The organism is Agromyces aureus (genome assembly GCF_001660485.1).
Taxonomy (GTDB): domain Bacteria; phylum Actinomycetota; class Actinomycetes; order Actinomycetales; family Microbacteriaceae; genus Agromyces; species Agromyces aureus.
Genome location: NZ_CP013979.1, coordinates 596,359 through 613,776, shown reverse-complemented (window position 1 = coordinate 613,776; position 17,418 = coordinate 596,359). Strand labels below are relative to the sequence as shown.

Genomic DNA, 17,418 nt, shown 5'->3' with positions numbered 1-17,418 from the left:
GGGGGCTAGGCCGCGAGCACGCGGCACGCCTGCGGTGCCAGTTCGATGAAGACGGGGTCGTGCAGCGACGGCGAGTTCAGGGGCGCTCCGCGGCCGACGATCGTGCCGACCACGGTCTGCCCACTGAGGATCTCGGCCTCGTACTCGACGATCTCGCCGAGGAACTCGACGCGCACGACGCGCGCCGGCAGCAGGTTCGGGCGATCGGGCGCGGCCTCGTGCCAGCGCACGCTCTCGGGCCGGAACGTGACGGTCACGTCGGCGCCGGTGCCGAACGAGTCGGGGCACGGCGTGACGAGGCGGGCGCCGAAGGCCTCGACGAGCGCGTCGCCGTCGCCATCGCGCCCGCGGACGATCGCGGGGATCATGTTCACGCGACCCACGAAGTCCGCGACGAAGCGGTCGGCCGGCTGGTAGTAGAGGTCGCGCGGGGCGGCTTCCTGCACGATGCGGCCCTGGTTCATCACGGCGACGCGGTCGGACATCGACAGCGCCTCGGACTGGTCGTGCGTGACGTAGAGGGCGGTGATGCCGAGGCGCTGCTGCAGGGAGCGCAGCTCATTGCGCATGGTGTCGCGGAGCTTCGCGTCGAGGTTCGAGAGCGGCTCGTCGAGCAGCAGCAGCTTCGGTCGGTGCGCGAGGGCGCGGGCGAGGGCGAGGCGCTGCTGCTGCCCGCCCGAGAGCGCGGTGGCCGGCCGGTGGGCGTAGGCGTCGAGCTGCACGAGCTCGAGCGCCTCCATGGCGCGCTTCCTGGCCTCCTTCTTGGGCAGCTTGCCCGCGGCGACCTGCAGCGGGAACACGGCGTTGGCGAACACCGTCATGTGCGGCCAGATCGCGTAGTTCTGGAAGACCATGCCGATGTCGCGCTTGTCGGGCGAGACGTGACGGGTGCCGGTCGAGAGCACGTTGCCGTCGAGCGAGATCTCGCCGCCGTTGCTGTTCTCCAGTCCGGCGACGCAGCGCAGGGTGGTCGTCTTGCCGCAGCCCGAGGGGCCGAGCAACGACGTGAAGGTGCCCGGCTCGATGGTGAACGTGACGCCCTTGACGACCGGCACCTCCGCGCCGTCGAGCTCGTAGTGCTTCTCGAGGCCGTCGACGACGAGCCGACCGCCTCCGCTTTCGTGCGTCATTCGGTGCTCAACTTCCGGGTGGCGGTTTCTGTATTTTGGATCCAGCGAGGGATTGCGGATGCCACGGGCGGGCGCATCGACGGCCATCAGCGATCAGCGCCAGGCGTCGAGGCTGCGGGGGCCGTCGCGGAGGCCGCGGCAGTGGTCGGCGCGGCAGCGGACGGCGCGGCGGCCGCGCGCGGCTCGCCCCACCCGACGGTGACCTTCGGCTTCGCGAAGAACGCCACCACGAGGGCGCAGAGCGCGAACCCCGCGACGGCGAGCCACAGCGACTGCGCCATGGCGGCCGAGAACCCGGCCGCGAGGTCGGGCGGCAGCTCGCCCTCCTCACCGGGTCGTGCCTGCTCGCCCGACGCACCGGGCAGGTGCACCATCAGGCTGTAGCTCATCAGGGCGGCGACGGCCGCCGAGCCGAGCACCGATCCGACCTGACGCGTCATCGTGTAGACGCCCGATCCGGCGCCGGCGCGGGCCGGCGGCAGGTTGCGGGTCGCCGTCGACGCGAGCGGGGCGAAGACGCCCGAGATGCCGAGCCCGAGCAGCGCCGAGGGCAGCAGCAGCGCCCAGTACGGGACATCCGGACCGAGCAGGGCGACGTAGAGCCCGAGCGCGAGCGCCGCCGTCGACAATCCGGCGAGCGCGACCCACTTCGGGTCGACCCGGTCGCTGAACCGCCCGACGAGCGGCGACAGCACGCCCGAGACGACGGCCATCGGCACGAACATGAGCGCGGCCTGCGACGGGGTCAGCCCGCGCGCCACCTGGAAGTAGTACGCGAGCGGCAGCGGCATGGCCGTCATCGCGAGGCCGACGAGCGAGATCGCGACGTTCGACAGGGCGAAGTTGCGGTCGCGGAACAGCCCGAGCGGCAGCAGCGGCTCGGCGCGGTTGAACGCCTGCCAGACCACGAAGCCCACGAGCACGACGAGGCCCGAGATGATGAGGCCCCAGACCGTGATCGGGCCGACGATCGTGCCCCAGTCGTAGGTCGCCCCCTCCTGGATGCCGAACACGACGAGGAACATGCCGACCGCCGAGAGCACCACGCCGAGCCAGTCGAAGCGGTGCGCGTGCGTCTCGAGGTTCGGCACGAGCCGCCAGGCCGCGACGAACGCGACGATGCCGACGGGCACGTTGACGAAGAACACCCACTCCCAGCCGAGCGTGTCCACGAGCACGCCGCCGAGGATCGGGCCGACCAGCGTGGCGACGCCCGCGACCGATCCCCACATGCCCATCGCCGCGCCCCGCTGGTTCGGCGGGAAGATGCGGGCGATGACCGCCATCGTCTGCGGGGTCATCAGCGCGGCACCGAGGCCCTGCACCGCTCGCGCGGCGATCAGCGACTCGATGTCGCCCGACAGCCCGCACCAGAGCGACGCGAGCGTGAACACCACGAGCCCGACCAGGTAGACGCGCTTGGGCCCGAACCGGTCGCCGAGCCGCCCCGTGATGAGCAGCGGCACCGCGTACGCGAGCAGGTAGGCGCTCGTCACCCAGATCACCGCGGTGAGGTCGGTGTCGAGGTCGGCGAGGATCGCCGGGTTCGCGATCGACACGATCGTCGTGTCGACGAGGATCATGAAGAACCCGATGACGAGCGCCCACAGGGCGGGCCACGGCCGAGTGGCCTGGCTCACGGCGCTGGTGTTCACGGTCTGATGCATGGTCGGCTCTCGCAGGGGATGTCTCGGCCGGGTCAGTCGGCGACGGATGCCGCGGCGGGCGGCACTGCGGACGGCAACCCCACGACGGGCTCGCCGAGCAGCGGCGTCGAGACCGCGTAGATGCCGTGGTTGGCGAACACCCAGATCAGGTTGCGGTCCCACTCGACGAAGATGCCGTGCACGGGCGCCGCCATGTCGTCGTCGTCCTTGAGGCCCATCGGCGGCACGAAGTACGCGCCCACCTTCGGCTCCTCGGGGTCGCGCACGTCGAAGATCTGCAGGCCCGCGGCGTAGAACGCGTAGGGCACGACGCCGCCGTGCGGCGTTCCGGTGTTCGTGAAGTAGCCGGAGCGCTTCGGCCCGAACGACCCGCGGCGCTGCGCCCAGTCGGTGAACGCGGCCGTGGCCGGCGGCACCGGGCGGGGCAGCGTGCGCACGAGCTTCGGCTGCGTGGGGTCGCTCACGTCGATCTGGTAGATCTCCTTGGCGGGCTCGTAGCAGTCGGTGTTCATCGGGTAGCCCGAGACGTAGACGTAGCCGGTCTGCTCGACCTGGGTGGTGTCGACGTTGTCGCCCTCGGTGCCGGCGACGCTCGACGGCAGCTCGCACCATCCGACGTGGTGGATGTTGGTCGGGTCCGAGACGTCGAGCACGAAGAAGCCCTGGCCGCCCTGGGCCGCGTAGGCGTAGGTGCCGCCCGCCTCGACCGAGCGCGGCATGAAGACGCCCATGCGCGAGCCGAACCACGAGGTCTTGTTGTTCCACCGGTCGTTGCCCGCGAGGTACTCGGAGTCGGCCTCCTCGCCGGCGCGGGTGCCGGGCACCCACCAGTCCGACAGGCGAACGGGGTTCGCCGGGTCCGACACGTCGTAGGCGGCGTGGCCCGCGGCCCACAGGGTGGTCTTGTACGGCTGGTTGGTGAACGTGTTGTCGGGCGCGGTCGCCACGAAGAGGTACCTGTCGCCGTAGTACACGGGCAGGTCGAGCACGCCGTTGCCCTCCTGCACCTCGTCGGGCCCGTGGTTCGGGTCGGTCGAGACCTCGGTGAGCAGGGTCCAGTCGCGCGGGGTCGGCCCGTTCACCTCGAAGACGCGGAACCCGCGCAGGCCCTCCCACTCGAGCAGCTGGCCCTCGACGGTGTCGTCGGTCCACTTGTTCGCGACGCGCCCGTTGAGGAAGTAGCGGGGCGTCTCGCTCGCCTGGATGGCGATGTACTTCCCGCGCTCCTCGTTCCACTGGATCGTCACGGCGCCGAACTGCGGGGCGCTCCACGGCAGGGTCTCCTCGTCGACGACGGTGAGGGCGCGCGGGTCGGTGATGTCGTAGACCTTCCACGCGTAGCCGCCGCCGTAGTGCAGCATGTAGCGCCGGCCGTCGAGGTCGTAGATCGACTGCCACGTGTGGCTCGTGTTCACGACGATCGGGTAGAACGCCTCGGCGGTCGCGTTCAGCGCGTAGGTCTCGGGGTCGCGGTAGTCGAGCTGCCCGGGCCAGTCGACGAAGACGTCGCGCGGCACCGACGGCGTGAGCGCCGGCGGCAGGAACGTGCCGTCGGGCTGCATGCCCCAGCTGGCGGGATCGGGGTCGACCGGTTCGCCTTCGACGCGCTCGAAGTCGTCGGGGTGGTACTTCTTCGCCGTGGGTACGTACGGAGAGCCGGCCATGTCGCCTCCATTGGCAGTTCGGATGTCACGACGCGGGGTCGTCGTTCATCCCAGCGTCGCCAGCGCGACCGATGCTGTCCAATGACTATCCGGCTCGGAGCTATGACCGTTCAGGCATACCGGCCCGCGGACCTCAGCCCGGCGCAGATCAGCCCAGCGGAGTCAGCCCGGCGCAGATCAGCCCAGCGGGCGGAACTCCGTCTGCGCGTACTCGCGCTCGAGCGCGGCGAGCAGCGCGCCCTCTTCGCGCAGGTGCACGAGCAGCGCCGCGGCGGCGGCCGACGGCGCTCGGTCCTTCGGCAGCGTGACCCCGACCGACCGACGGATCGAGCTCAGCGGCGTCGGCAGGATGCGCAGCTCGCCGTCGTCGACCGCGATGAACATCGGCAGCGCCGCGATGACGTCGGTCGAGACGAGGAGGTTGCGCAGCGTCAGCATCGACGTGCACTCGACCCGGTCGGCCGGCAGCGGGAGGCCCTCGTGGAAGAACACCGCTTCGAGCTCGGCGCGGAGCGCGGTCTGCGCGACCGGGAAGATCCACGGGTAGGCGATCAGGTCGGCGAGGGAGGTGCGCGACCCCGAGTGCACGGGGTGGCCGACGCGCGCGACGAGCCGGATCGGCTCCTGGTGCAGGCGCTCCTGCTCGAGGCGCACGGGCACGGTCGGCGAGAGCCGCCCGACGGTGAGGTCGAGGTCGCCGGAGAGCAGCAGCTGCTGGAGCGTGTCGGGCGTGCCCTCGCGCACGACCACGGTCAGCTTCGGGTGCTCGGCCTTGAGGCCCGCGATGGCGCGCGGCAGCAGCAGGTTCGAGCCCGCGAGGTGCGTGCCGACGGTGACCGTGCCGAGCTGGCCCGACTGCAGCAGCCGCACCTCCTCACCGGCGATGCGGAGCTCCGCGAGCACCGAGCGGGCGCGTTCGATGAACGGCCGACCGTACTGCGTCGGCACGACGCCGCGCGGCAGGCGTTCGAAGAGCGGCACGCCGAGCAGCTCCTCGACCTCGCGCAGTCCGCGCGTCACGACGGGCTGCGTGATGTGCAGCGATTCGGCGGCGCGCACCAGCGTGCCCTCGTCGGCGATCGCCGTGACGAGCACGAGGTGTCGGATCTTCAGTCGTCCATCGAGGATGCGGTCGGTGCTCACGATCCGGAACTATAGCCGTACGGGCATGGCACTGCCACAAGTGGGCATTTGTCGGCATCGACCCGAGTTCCTAGCCTGATCGCATGACCACCCGGACGACGACGTCGCTGCCTGAACCGGCGGAAGCCCTCCAGACGAGCGGCCAGGCGACCCGCCAGCTGCGCAACTTCATCGGCGGCGAGCCCGTCGACGGCGTGCGCACGTTCGCCAAGCTGAACCCGATCGACGGCACCCTGGTCGCCGAGGTGCACGAGGCGGGGCGGCACGAGGTCGACCGTGCCGTCTCCTCCGCACGCGCCGCCCTCGAGGGTCCGTGGGGCCGGATGACGGTGGGCGAGCGGGCGACGATCCTGCGACGCATCGCCGACGCGATCGAGCGCCGGTTCGACGACCTCGTCGCCGCCGAGGTGGGCGACACCGGCAAGCCCGAGGCGCTCGCCCGCGACCTCGACGTCGCACGAGCGGCAGCGAACTTCCGAGCGTTCGCCGACGTCGTCTCGGCCGCGGGCCTCGACTCCTACCTGACCGAGTTCCCCGACGGACGCCGCGCGCTGAACTACGCCGTGCGCAAGCCGCTCGGCGTGGTCGCCGTGATCGTGCCGTGGAACCTGCCCCTACTGCTCCTCACATGGAAGCTCGCTCCCGCGCTCGCCTCGGGCAACGCCGTGGTCGTGAAGCCCTCCGAGGAGACGCCGTCCTCGGCGACCCTGCTCGCCGAGATCCTCGTCGAGGCCGGCCTGCCCGCGGGCGTCGTCAACGTCGTGCACGGGTTCGGCGCGGATTCGGCCGGCGAGTTCCTGACCACGCACCCTGGCATCGACGGCGTCACGTTCACGGGCGAGTCCTCGACCGGCTCGGCGATCATGCGGGCCGTCGCGCCGCGCGTGCGCCCCGTGTCGTTCGAGCTCGGCGGCAAGAACGCCGCGATCGTCTTCGCCGACGCCGACCTCGACGCGGCGATCGCCGGCCTCGCCCGGTCGACCTACCTCAACACCGGCCAGGTCTGCCTCTGCACCGAGCGCATCTACGTCGAGCGGGCGGTCTTCGACGACGTCGCGGCAGGCCTCGCCGAGCAGGCCGCACGGCTCCGCCTGGGCCGCCCCGAGAACCCCGCGACGACGACCGGTCCGCTCATCTCGCGGCAGCACCGCGAGAAGGTGCTCTCGTACTTCGAGCTCGCCAGGCAGGAGGGCGCGACCGTGCTCGCCGGCGGCGGCATCCCGAACCTCGGCGACGGACTCGACACCGGGTTCTGGGTCGAGCCGACCCTGCTCACCGGACTCGACAACTCGCACCGCACCGTGCGCGAGGAGATCTTCGGGCCCGTCGCGACGCTCATTCCGTTCGACACCGAGGAACAGGCGATCGCGCTCGCGAACGACACCGAGTACGGCCTCGCCGCCGTGACGTGGACGCGCGACCTGACCCGCGGGCACCGCGTCGCGCAACGCATGCGCGTGGGCATGTCGTGGGTGAACACCTGGTACCTGCGCGACCTCCGCAGCCCCTTCGGCGGCGTCGGCCTCTCGGGCATCGGCCGCGAGGGCGGCCTCCACTCGCTCGGCTTCTACACCGAGCCCACGAACGTCTGCGTGCAGCTGTGAGCGGCCGGACCTCGCCTGCATGGCCGGGCGAACAGCCCGAGGCGGATGCCGCGGCCGCCGCGTCCTCGACCGCGGCCGCCGTGCAGGCGGCCGCCGAGCGCCTCCGCCTCGCCGCGGCATCCGGAACCGCGTGCGCGCCCGTGCGCGACCTCATCGGCGACGCCGACCAGGAGGCGGCGTACGCCGTGCAGTCGCTCGGCATCGAGCGGCACCTCGCCGGCGGACGCCGCATCGCGGGTCGCAAGATCGGCCTCACGTCGTCGGCCGTGCAGGCGCAGTTCGGCGTCTACACGCCCGACTACGGCGTGCTGCTCGACGACATGATCCTCGGCGACCGCGAACCGCTCGACCTCGCGCGCTTCCTCCAGCCGCGCGTCGAGGCCGAGGTCGCCTTCGTGCTCGGCCGCGACCTCGACTCCCCCACGACGCACGTCGCCGACGTGATCCGCGCGACCGAGTTCGTGCTGCCCGCGATCGAAGTCGTCGACTCGCGCATCGCCGGCTGGGACATCCGCATCGCCGACACCATCGCCGACAACGCGTCGAGCGGGGCCGTCGTGCTCGGCACGACCCCGCGCTCGCTCGACGGGCTCGACCTCACCGCCGTCGGCATGAGCCTCGACCGCGACGGCGACGTGGTCTCGAGCGGTTCGGGCGCGGCCTGCCTCGGCAGCCCCGTCATCGCGGTGGCCTGGCTCGCCCGCGCGGTCGCCAAGCACGGACGCCCGCTGCGCGCGGGCGAGGTGATCCTCTCGGGCGCCCTCGGGCCCATGGTCGCCGCGAGCGCCGGCGTGTACCGCGCCCGCCTCGACGGCCTCGGCGACGTGCACGCGGACTTCACCGGCGCTCCCGCCGCCCTCACGGAAGGAGCCGCCGCATGAGCACGGGCGTCGCCATCATCGGATCCGGCAACATCGGCACCGACCTGCTGATCAAGGTCAAGCGGCTCTCGAGCACGCTGCGCGTCGTCGCCATGGTCGGCATCGACGAGCACTCCGACGGGCTCGCCCGCGCGCGGCGCCTCGGCGTCGCGACCACGCACGAGGGCGTCGACGGGCTGCTGCGCATGCCCGAGTTCGACGACGTCGCACTCGTCTTCGACGCGACCTCGGCCGGCGCCCACGCCCGCAACGACGCCCTCGTGCGCGACCGCGGCCGCATCATGGTCGACCTCACGCCCGCCGCGATCGGCCCGTACGTGGTGCCCGTCGTGAACCTCGAGGAGCATCTCGAGTCGACCAACGTGAACATGGTCACGTGCGGCGGCCAGGCCACGGTTCCGATGGTCGCCGCGGTCTCGCGGGTCGCGCCCGTCGCCTACGCCGAGATCGTCGCCTCGATCGCCTCGAAGTCGGCCGGCCCGGGCACCAGGGCGAACATCGACGAGTTCACCGAGACGACCTCGCGCGCCATCGAGGCGATCGGCGGGGCCGACCACGGCAAGGCGATCATCGTGCTGAACCCCGCCGACCCGCCGCTGATCATGCGCGACACCGTCTTCTGCCTCGTCGAGCGCGGCGCCGCCGACCTCGATCGCGACGCCGTGCGCGAGTCGGTCGACGCCATGGTCGCCGAGGTGCAGGGCTACGTCGGCGGGTACCGCCTCAAGCAGCAGGTGCAGTTCGACGCCGTCGACGAGCCGTTCGTGCCGGCACTCGGCCGCGCGTTCCGCGGCACGAAGGTCACGGTCCTCCTCGAGGTCGCGGGCGCCGGGCACTATCTTCCCGAGTACGCGGGCAACCTCGACATCATGACCAGTGCGGCGCTTCGCACCGCCGAGCGCCTCGTCGCCGCGCGGCTGCTCGATGCGGCCGCACCCGACGCCGCCGCGACCGGGGCCTCGACAGCAGCCGCCCAGACGGGAGCCACCGCATGACCGCCGCCGCGACATCCGCCACCGCCCCTCGCGTGTACCTGCAGGACGTCACCCTGCGCGACGGCATGCACGCCGTCGCGCACCGCTACTCGGTCGAGGAGGTCCGCGACATCGCGGCCGCGCTCGAGGCCGCGGGCGTCGACGCGATCGAGGTCGCGCACGGCGACGGACTCGGCGGCTCGAGCGTCGCCTACGGGCACGGCGCGAGCACCGACGAGCGCTGGATCGAGGCCGCCGCCTCGGTGCTCGACCGGGCGAAGCTGACCACGTTGATCCTCCCGGGCATCGGCACCATCGACCACCTCGAGCGCGCCCGCGACCTCGGCGTGCAGAGCGTGCGGGTCGCGACCCACTGCACCGAGGCCGACGTCGCCGCCCAGCACATCGGCTGGGCCCGCGAGCACGGCATGGATGTCTCGGGGTTCCTCATGATGAGCCATCTCAACGACCCGCGCGGGCTGGCCGAACAGGCCAAGCTCATGGAGTCGTACGGCGCGCAGTGCGTCTACGTGACCGACTCGGGCGGACGCCTGACCATGCAGGATGTCGCCGACCGCATCGACGCGTATCGCGAGGTGCTCGACCCGTCGACGCAGATCGGCATCCACGCGCACGAGAACCTGTCGCTCAGCGTCGCGAACAGCATCACGGCCGTCGAGCACGGCGCCTTCCGCGTCGACGCCTCGCTCGCCGGCCAGGGCGCCGGGGCCGGCAACACCCCCATCGAGGCGTTCGTCGCCGTCGCGAACCTGCTCGGCTGGGAGCACGGCTGCGACCTGTTCGCGCTGCAGGACGCGGCCGAGGAGCTCATCCGCCCGCTGCAGCGCCGCCCGGTGCGCGTGGACCGCGAGACCCTGACGCTCGGCTACGCCGGCGTCTACTCGAGCTTCCTGCTGCACGCCGAGCGCGCCGCCGAACGCCACGGACTCGACGCCAGGGCGATCCTGATCGAGCTCGGGCGCCGCCGCATGGTCGGTGGCCAGGAGGACATGATCGTCGACGTCGCGCTCGACCTGGTCGCGGCGCGCGACGCCGCACTGGAGTCCGCGCGATGACCGGCACCGTGCTCCGTGACGACCTCGCCGCCGTGGCGCAGGCTCTCGACCTCGCCCAGCAGCACGGCTCGCCCGTCGCGCAGTCGAGCACGACCATGACCCTGGCCGAGGCGTACGAGGTGCAGCACCGGCTCGTCGCGCGCCGCATCGCCCGCGGAGACCGGGTCTCCGGAGTGAAGCTGGGCTTCACGAGCCGGGCGAAGGCCGTGCAGATGGGCGTCGACGACGTCATCATCGGCTCGCTGACCGAGGCCATGCGCATCGAGGACGGCGGGCGGCTCGCGCCCCACGGGTTCATCCACCCGCGCATCGAACCCGAACTGGCCTACCTCATCGGCACCGATCTGCCGGCCGATGCCGACGATGCCGCGCTCCGCCGGGCCGTCGTGGCGTTCGCGCCCGCGCTCGAGATCATCGACTCCCGCTACCTCGACTTCCGGTTCGACCTCGAAGACGTCGTCGCCGACAACACCTCGGCCGCCGCCTACGTCATCGGCCCGTGGACGGATGCGGCCTCGGCCGGCGACCTCGACAACCGGGGCGTGCGCCTTGAGGTCGACGGGCGCCTGCACGCCACCGGGTCGACCGCGGCGATCCTCGGGCACCCCGATCGAGCCCTCACCACGGCACTGCGGATGTCGCGAGCCCACGGCTTCGAGCTCCGCGCCGGCATGGTGCTGCTCGCCGGTGCTGCCACCGCCGCGGTGCCGCTGCCGCAGGGCGCCCACGTCGAGGCATCCGTCACCGGGCTCGGCCGCGTCTCGATGCGATTCGGCGGTGTCGGCAATGACTGACGCGACCCCGAACCCGGCCGCGAACCGCGCCATCACCGTCGAGGGCAAGGCCACGCCCCGCGGCCGGTTCCCGCACGTGAAGATCGCGGGCGACCTGATCTACGTCTCGGGCACCAGCAGCCGGCGCCCCGACAACACGTTCGAGGGCGCCGAGGTCGACGAGTTCGGCGTCACCACCCTCGACATCGCGGTGCAGACGCGCGCGGTGCTCGAGAACATCAGGGCCGTGCTCGCTGCGGCCGGTGCGAGCCTCGACGACCTCGTGCAGGCGACGACCTACCTCGTGAGCATGAACGACTTCGCCGGCTACAACGCCGTGTGGGCCGAGTACTTCGACGAGACGGGCCCGGCGCGCACGACCGTCGCCGTGCACCAGCTGCCGCACCCTCTGCTGCTCATCGAGATCCAGGCCATCGCCCGCCGAGACCCGAACGCCACCACCAGCACCACCATCAGCACCACCAAGGAGGAATCATGACCACCATCCCACCCGTGATCGACTTCCCAGCCTGGATCCGCGAGCACGAGCACCTGCTGAAGCCGCCGGTGAACAACAAGGCCGCGTGGACGCCGATGGGCGACTTCATCGTGCAGGTCGTCGGCGGCCCGAACCAGCGCACCGACTTCCACTTCGACCCCTACGAGGAGTGGTTCTACCAGTACCGCGGCAACATGCACGTGAACATCCAGACCGAGGACGGCCCGCAGCGCATCGACATCCGCGAGGGCGAGATGTGGCTGCTGCCCGGCAACGTCTTCCACTCCCCGCAGCGCCCCGAGGCCGGATCGATCGGCATCGTGATCGAGCGCATCCGCGAGGAGGGCACGCTCGAGAAGTTCGCGTGGTTCTGCCCGAACTGCAACACGAAGGTGCACGAGGTCGAGCTCCAGGTCCGCGACATCGTCGAGGACCTCCCGCCCGTGTTCCGCGAGTTCTACGAGAGCGAGGCCGGGCGCACCTGCCCGAACTGCGGCGAAGTCCACCCCGGCAAGGGCTGAACCGGGTGGGCACGATCGACATCCACACGCATGCGGTGCCCAAGGGCTGGCCCGACCTGTCGACGCAGGTCGGGCCGGGCCCCTGGCCCTCGCTCCGCGTGGATTCCGAGCGCGAGGCGATGATCATGGTCGGCTCGCGTGAGTTCCGTCGCATCGAGGAGAACTGCTGGAGCGCCGAGGCCAGGCTCGCCGAGATGGACGCCGACGACGTCGACATCCAGGTCGTCTCGCCGACGCCGGTGTTCTTCTCGTACGAGAAGCCCGGCGACGAAGCCGCGAAGGTCGCACGCATCTTCAACGACCTCACGCTCGAGATCTGCTCCCCGGCTCCCGATCGGCTGCTGCCGTTCGCGCAGGTTCCGCTGCAGGATACGGATGCCGCGTGCGCCGAGCTCGATCGTGCGATCGCCGCCGGGCACCGGGGGGTCGAGATCGGCAACCACGTCGGCGACCGCGACCTCGATCACGAGGGCATCGTCACGTTCCTCCAGCACTGCGCGGATCGCGGCGTGCCGGTGCTCGTGCACCCGTGGGACATGCCGGACTCGCCGCGGCTGGACCGCTGGATGGCCCGCTGGCTCACCGGCATGCCCGCCGAGACGCACCTCTCGATCATCGCGATGATCCTGGGCGGCGTGTTCGACCGGGTGCCACCGACGCTCCGCATCGGCTTCGCGCACGGCGGCGGCTCGTTCGCGTTCTGGCTCGGCCGGTTCGAGAACGCGTGGCACCGCCGACCCGACGTCGTCGGGGTCAGCGAGCTGCCGCCCACGGGGTACCTCGACCGCTTCAGCGTCGACTCGGTCGTGTTCGACCCGGCCGCCCTGCGCCTGCTGGTCGACACCCTCGGCGCCGAGCAGGTGATGCTCGGCAGCGACTACCCCTATCCGCTGGGCGAGCGACCGGTGGGCGCCGTCATCGACCGCGCCGACTTCCTCACCGACGAGCAGAAGGCGGCCATCCGCCACGGCAACGCCCGGCGCTTCCTCGCGCTCTGACCGCCTCCCCCGAACCGCGAAGGACCGACCCGACATGAGCATCGCCCCCGCCATCCCGCACGTGATCGACCGCGCGACCTGCACGGCCCTCGATGCCGCCGACCCGCTCGCGGGCCACCGCGAGCTGTTCGACCTCCCGGAGGGCGTCGTGTACCTCGACGGCAACTCGCTCGGCGCCCTGCCCCGCGCGACGGCCGCGCGCGTGCAGCGCGTGATCGCCGAGGAGTGGGGCACCGGGCTCATCCGCAGCTGGAACGACGCGGGCTGGTTCACGAAGCCGATCGACCTCGGCGATCGCATCGCGCCGCTCATCGGCGCGGCCGCGGGCGAGGTCGTGCTCGGCGACTCGACGTCGGGCAGCCTCTTCCAGGTCGCGGTCGCCGCGGCTCGCCTGCGTCCGGAGCGCCGCGTGATCGTCTCGGAGCTCGGCAACTTCCCGACCGATCTCTACGTGCTCGAATCGGTGCAGGAGCTGGTCGGCGAGCCCGGTCGGCCGCTCGAACGCCGGCTCATCGGCGGCGACGGGATTCCTGGCCCGACCCTCGCCGACGTGCTCGACGACGACGTCGCGGTCGTCGTGCTCACCCACGTGAACTACCGCACGGGGCGCATGTACGACATGAACGAGGTGACGCGTCAGGTGCAGGCGGCCGGCGCGATCATGGTGTGGGACCTCTGCCACAGCGTCGGCGCCGTGCCCGTCGACCTCAACGGCGCCGGAGCGGACTTCGCGATCGGCTGCACCTACAAGTACCTCAACGGCGGCCCGGGCTCGCCGTCGTTCATCTGGGCGGCCGAGCGGCACCACCCCGAGGCCCGCCCCGCGATCACGGCCTGGCACGGGCACGCGAAGCCGTTCGACTTCGACGTGGAGTATGCGCCGGCGCCCGGCATCACGCGCTTCCGGGTCGGCACGCCGCAGCTGCTGTCCGTCGCCGCGCTCGAGGCGAGCCTCGACATCTGGCGCGACGTCGACCTGGAGCTGCTGCGGGAGAAGAGCCTCCGGCTCACCGAGCTCTTCATCTCGCTCGTCGACTCGCGGCTGGCGCCGTGGGGCATCGAGGTCGTCACGCCGCGGCAGTCGGCTCGGCGAGGCAGCCAGGTGGCCCTTCGCGCCGGCGGCGCCGACGGCTACGCGGTCATGCAGGCGCTCATCGAGCGAGGGGTCATCGGCGACTTCCGCGCGCCCGACCTGATGCGCTTCGGCTTCACGCCGCTCTACGTCTCGCACGCCGACGTGTGGGACGCCGTGGCGACGCTCGAGGACATCCTCTCGACCGAGGTCTGGCGCGACTCGCGATTCGCACGCCGCGGCGCCGTGACCTGACAGACCCGGCGGGCCGGTCGGCGCATCGACCGACCCGCCGGCCCGCGTCGGCTCCGCACCCTCAGCCCGAGCTCCGCCGCCCGCCGGTACACTCAAGCCTGCATGTTCGCCACCGCGTACATGCCCGAGCGAAGGGTGGCCAACCGTGCAACCGACGGTGCAGACGCTGCTCGATCGCCCCGAACTGGCCCTCGGACTGCTCACCCCGGCGACCACCCTGCCCGCCGAGGCGCTCGTCGCACCGGTCATGTGGGCGCACAGCTCCGACCTCGCCGACCCCGCCCCGTTCCTCGACGAGGGCCAGGTGCTGCTGACCACGGGCACCCAGTTCGACCTCGATGAGGCGCGAGCGGATGCCGCGGGCTTCGCCCTCGCGTACGTGCAGCGCCTGCGCGACCGCGGCGTCGCAGCCCTCGGATTCGGCACCGAGGTGATCCGCGACGGCACGCCCGCGACGCTGGTCGACGCCTGCACCGAGCTCGGGCTCCCCCTCTTCGAGGTGCCGTTCCGGGTGCCGTTCATCGCCATCGCCCGGCTCGTCGCCGACCTGCTCGCCGAAGACGCGTACGCCCGCGAGGCGTGGGCGCTGCAGGCCCAGCGCGCGATCTCGCGCGCGGCCCTGCGCCCCGACGGACTCTCGGCCACGCTCGCCGAGCTCTCGCAGCGACTCGGAACCTGGGTCGGCCTCGTCGACGCGACCGGCAACCTCGACCGCGAGTCGCCCTCCGGCGGACTCCCCCAGCCGGCGCTCGGCGAGGTCGTCGGCGAGGCCAGGTCGATGCTCCGCCGCGGACAGCGCGCGGGCCGCAGCCTGCTCGCCGGCGAGTCCGTGGGCGAGCCGCAGCGACTGACCCTGCAGACCCTCGGATCCGGTGGCGCCCTCCGCGGCGTGCTCGCGATCGGCGACTCCGCCCAACTCGACCAGGCCGGCCGCGAGGTCGTGAACTCGGTCATCGCGCTCGCCGGGCTCGCACTCGAGCAGAACCGCAACCTCGACCGTGCGCGCGGCCACCTGCGCTCCGGGCTGCTGCGGAGCCTGCTCGCCGGCGACCTCGCCCTGGCCAGGGGCATCGCCACCGAGATGTGGGGACCGCTGCCCGACGGGCCGGTGCGCGTCGCCCTGACCGGCGACCCCGGCCATGCGCTCGACCGCCTGTCGGAGCTGCTCGAGCTGCGGGTCGACGAGCGCGACGGCCGGCTGTTCTTCGCCCGCGACGCGGACCGAGTCGCCCTCGTGCTCGAAGTCGCCGACTCGGCCGTCGCCGACGAGCTCGCGTCGGAGTTCGACCTGCCCGTCGGCATCTCCGACGCGGTCGACCTCGAGCAGCTCGAGGTCGCGCACGAGCAGGCGCTGCGTGCGCTCGAGCGGGCCCGCGAGTCCGGTTCGACCGCCAGGGTCGTCGCGTTCGACGAGATCAGCCGGCAGGGCGTGCTCGCGTTCCTCGCCCGGACCGATGCCCGGGCGGTCGCCGTCGCGACGCTCGCGCCCCTCGTGCAGCACGACGAGGCATCCGGAAGCTCTCTCGTGGCCACCGTGCGCACCTGGCTCGAGAACGGCGGTCAGTTCGACGCGACCGCGCAGCAGCTCGGCGTGCACCGGCACACCGTGCGCAGCCGCATCGCCCTCGCCGAGCGCCTGCTTGAGCGCGACCTCTCGGGCTTCCACGCGCGAGCCGACCTGTGGGCCGCCCTGCTCGCCGTGCAGTAACCGACCACGACGGGCGGATGCCGCGGACGGCCGCCCGCGGCATCCGCTCGCCCGCGATCAGCCGCGCTGGTCGGCGACGACCGCGCGGTACCAGGCGAACGAGTCCTTCGGGGTGCGCTCGCCGGTCTCGAAGTCGACGTGCACGAGCCCGAACCGCTGCGTGTACCCCTGAGCCCACTCGAAGTTGTCGATGAGCGACCAGACGAGGTAGCCGCGCACGTCGACGCCCTGCTCGATCGCCGTGGCGACCGCACGCAGGTGACCGTCGAGGTAGGCGATGCGCTCGACGTCGTGCACGGCCCGCTCGCCGTCGGCGTCGGCGACGACCTCGTCGGGGTACGACGCGCCGTTCTCGGTGATCACGACGGGCGGCAGGGCATCGCCGTAGTCGCGGCGGAGGCCCACGAGCAGCTCGGTGAAGGCCTCGGGCACGACCGGCCAGTCGAATCCCGTGACGGGCGTGCCGGCCGGCGGCCCGACGGGCTCGAACGGCAGCCCCGCGAGCGCGAACTCCGAGTCGGCGGCGGGCGCGGCGACGTACGTCGGGTTGTACGAGTTGACGCCGTAGAAGTCGAGCGGCGCCGCGATCACGTCGAGGTCGCCCGGCTCGAGCGCCGGGAACGTCTCGAGTCCGAACGCCGACAGGTCGGGGTACGCCCCGGTGAGCACGGGGTCGATGAAGATGCGGTTGTAGACGAGGTCGAAGGCGCCTGCCGCGACCAGGTCGGCCGGCTCGTCGGAGGCGGGCACGACGAGCGTGTGGTTGTTCGTGATGCCGACCTCGGCCGTGCCCGACGCGGCGCGGATCGCGGCGACCGCGAGGCCGTGCCCGAGCAGTTGGTGGTGCACGGTGGGCAGCGCGCCGAGCATGAGCGTTCGACCGGGCGCCTGGGTGCCGAGCGCGTACCCCTCGAGCGTCGTCATCGCGGGCTCGTTGAGCGTGATCCAGCGGTCGACGCGATCGCCGAGGCGATCGAGCACGAGCCCCACGTACTCGGCGTAGCGCAGGGCGGTGTCGCGGGCGAGCCATCCGCCGGCGTCTTCGAGCGGCTGCGGCAGGTCCCAGTGGTAGAGCGTCGCGAGGGGCGCGATGCCGGCCTCGGCGAGCGCGTCGACGAACCGCTCGTAGTGATCGAGTCCGGCGGGGTTCGCCGGCCCGGTGCCGCCGGGCTGTACGCGCGGCCATGAGATCGAGAACCGGTAGTCGGTCGCCCCGAGTTCCCCGAGCAGGCCGAGATCGTCGCGCCAGCGCCGGTAGCTGTCAGAGGCCACGTGGGCGTTCGACCCGTCGATCACCCGTCCGGGCTCCGCCGTGAACGTGTCCCAGATGCTCGGCCCGCGCCCATCGGCCGCCGTGGCGCCCTCGATCTGGAACGCGGCCGTGGCCGCACCCCATCGGAAGCCCTTCGGGAACCGGGGCATGCGTTCGTCGACCACTGGGGACCTCGCCATC

Annotated in this window: 15 protein-coding genes; 10 read left to right on the top strand and 5 right to left on the bottom strand. The window is 72.1% G+C overall.

Annotated features, from left to right (window positions below):
* Positions 1 to 5 precede the first annotated feature (5 nt).
* The 4 genes from ATC03_RS20125 to ATC03_RS02610 form a co-directional block, all read right to left on the bottom strand.
* Complete coding sequence (locus ATC03_RS20125) at positions 6 to 1,130, bottom strand: ABC transporter ATP-binding protein (protein WP_067872783.1); 1,125 nt, start codon at positions 1,128 to 1,130, stop codon at positions 6 to 8.
* 86 nt (positions 1,131 to 1,216) lie between these two features.
* On the bottom strand, positions 1,217 to 2,770 hold the full coding sequence (locus ATC03_RS02620) for a DHA2 family efflux MFS transporter permease subunit (RefSeq protein ID WP_227820310.1): 1,554 nt from the start codon (positions 2,768 to 2,770) through the stop codon (positions 1,217 to 1,219).
* Positions 2,771 to 2,829: 59 nt separating this feature from the next.
* Positions 2,830 to 4,461 carry an LVIVD repeat-containing protein gene (locus tag ATC03_RS02615; protein ID WP_067872779.1) on the bottom strand — a complete coding sequence of 544 codons (1,632 nt, stop codon included), beginning with the start codon at positions 4,459 to 4,461 and terminating at the stop codon, positions 2,830 to 2,832.
* Between the two features lie 177 nt (positions 4,462 to 4,638).
* The gene (locus tag ATC03_RS02610) at positions 4,639 to 5,604 is read right to left on the bottom strand and encodes a LysR substrate-binding domain-containing protein (protein WP_067872776.1); all 966 of its coding nucleotides are present in this window, start codon (positions 5,602 to 5,604) and stop codon (positions 4,639 to 4,641) included.
* Positions 5,605 to 5,687: 83 nt separating this feature from the next.
* Between ATC03_RS02610 and ATC03_RS02605 the strand changes: the two genes are divergently transcribed.
* The 10 genes from ATC03_RS02605 (at position 5,688) to ATC03_RS02560 (ending at position 15,965) form a co-directional block, all read left to right on the top strand.
* Positions 5,688 to 7,208, top strand: a complete 1,521-nt coding sequence (locus ATC03_RS02605; protein ID WP_084003226.1) for a 2-hydroxymuconic semialdehyde dehydrogenase — start codon at positions 5,688 to 5,690, stop codon at positions 7,206 to 7,208.
* A complete protein-coding gene (locus ATC03_RS02600; RefSeq protein WP_084003225.1) occupies positions 7,205 to 8,089 on the top strand; it encodes a 2-keto-4-pentenoate hydratase in 885 nt (294 codons plus the stop codon). Before ATC03_RS02605 ends, ATC03_RS02600 begins: the two co-directional genes overlap by 4 nt.
* Positions 8,086 to 9,084, top strand: a complete 999-nt coding sequence (locus ATC03_RS02595; protein ID WP_067872773.1) for an acetaldehyde dehydrogenase (acetylating) — start codon at positions 8,086 to 8,088, stop codon at positions 9,082 to 9,084. Before ATC03_RS02600 ends, ATC03_RS02595 begins: the two co-directional genes overlap by 4 nt.
* On the top strand, positions 9,081 to 10,139 hold the full coding sequence (gene dmpG / locus ATC03_RS02590; RefSeq protein WP_067872771.1) for a 4-hydroxy-2-oxovalerate aldolase: 1,059 nt from the start codon (positions 9,081 to 9,083) through the stop codon (positions 10,137 to 10,139). The genes ATC03_RS02595 and dmpG overlap by 4 nt, the downstream gene beginning before the upstream one ends.
* A complete protein-coding gene (locus ATC03_RS02585; RefSeq protein WP_179947894.1) occupies positions 10,136 to 10,933 on the top strand; it encodes a 2-keto-4-pentenoate hydratase in 798 nt (265 codons plus the stop codon). The genes dmpG and ATC03_RS02585 overlap by 4 nt, the downstream gene beginning before the upstream one ends.
* Entirely contained in the window at positions 10,926 to 11,411 is a 486-nt protein-coding gene (locus tag ATC03_RS02580; RefSeq protein WP_067872768.1) for a RidA family protein, read from the top strand. The genes ATC03_RS02585 and ATC03_RS02580 overlap by 8 nt, the downstream gene beginning before the upstream one ends.
* Complete coding sequence (locus ATC03_RS02575) at positions 11,408 to 11,932, top strand: 3-hydroxyanthranilate 3,4-dioxygenase (RefSeq protein WP_067872765.1); 525 nt, start codon at positions 11,408 to 11,410, stop codon at positions 11,930 to 11,932. The genes ATC03_RS02580 and ATC03_RS02575 overlap by 4 nt, the downstream gene beginning before the upstream one ends.
* 5 nt (positions 11,933 to 11,937) lie before the next feature.
* On the top strand, positions 11,938 to 12,930 hold the full coding sequence (locus ATC03_RS02570) for an amidohydrolase family protein (protein ID WP_067872762.1): 993 nt from the start codon (positions 11,938 to 11,940) through the stop codon (positions 12,928 to 12,930).
* A 34-nt stretch (positions 12,931 to 12,964) separates the two neighbouring features.
* A complete protein-coding gene (gene kynU, locus ATC03_RS02565; RefSeq protein ID WP_067872759.1) occupies positions 12,965 to 14,257 on the top strand; it encodes a kynureninase in 1,293 nt (430 codons plus the stop codon).
* Positions 14,258 to 14,402: 145 nt separating this feature from the next.
* Positions 14,403 to 15,965 (top strand): PucR family transcriptional regulator, encoded by a 1,563-nt coding sequence (locus ATC03_RS02560; RefSeq protein ID WP_067872755.1) that lies wholly within the window; start codon positions 14,403 to 14,405, stop codon positions 15,963 to 15,965.
* A gap of 57 nt (positions 15,966 to 16,022) precedes the next feature.
* On the opposite strand, the gene ATC03_RS02555 is transcribed toward ATC03_RS02560, so the two are convergent.
* Positions 16,023 to 17,417 carry a GH1 family beta-glucosidase gene (locus ATC03_RS02555; RefSeq protein WP_198168735.1) on the bottom strand — a complete coding sequence of 465 codons (1,395 nt, stop codon included), beginning with the start codon at positions 17,415 to 17,417 and terminating at the stop codon, positions 16,023 to 16,025.
* Position 17,418: the final 1 nt, after the last annotated feature.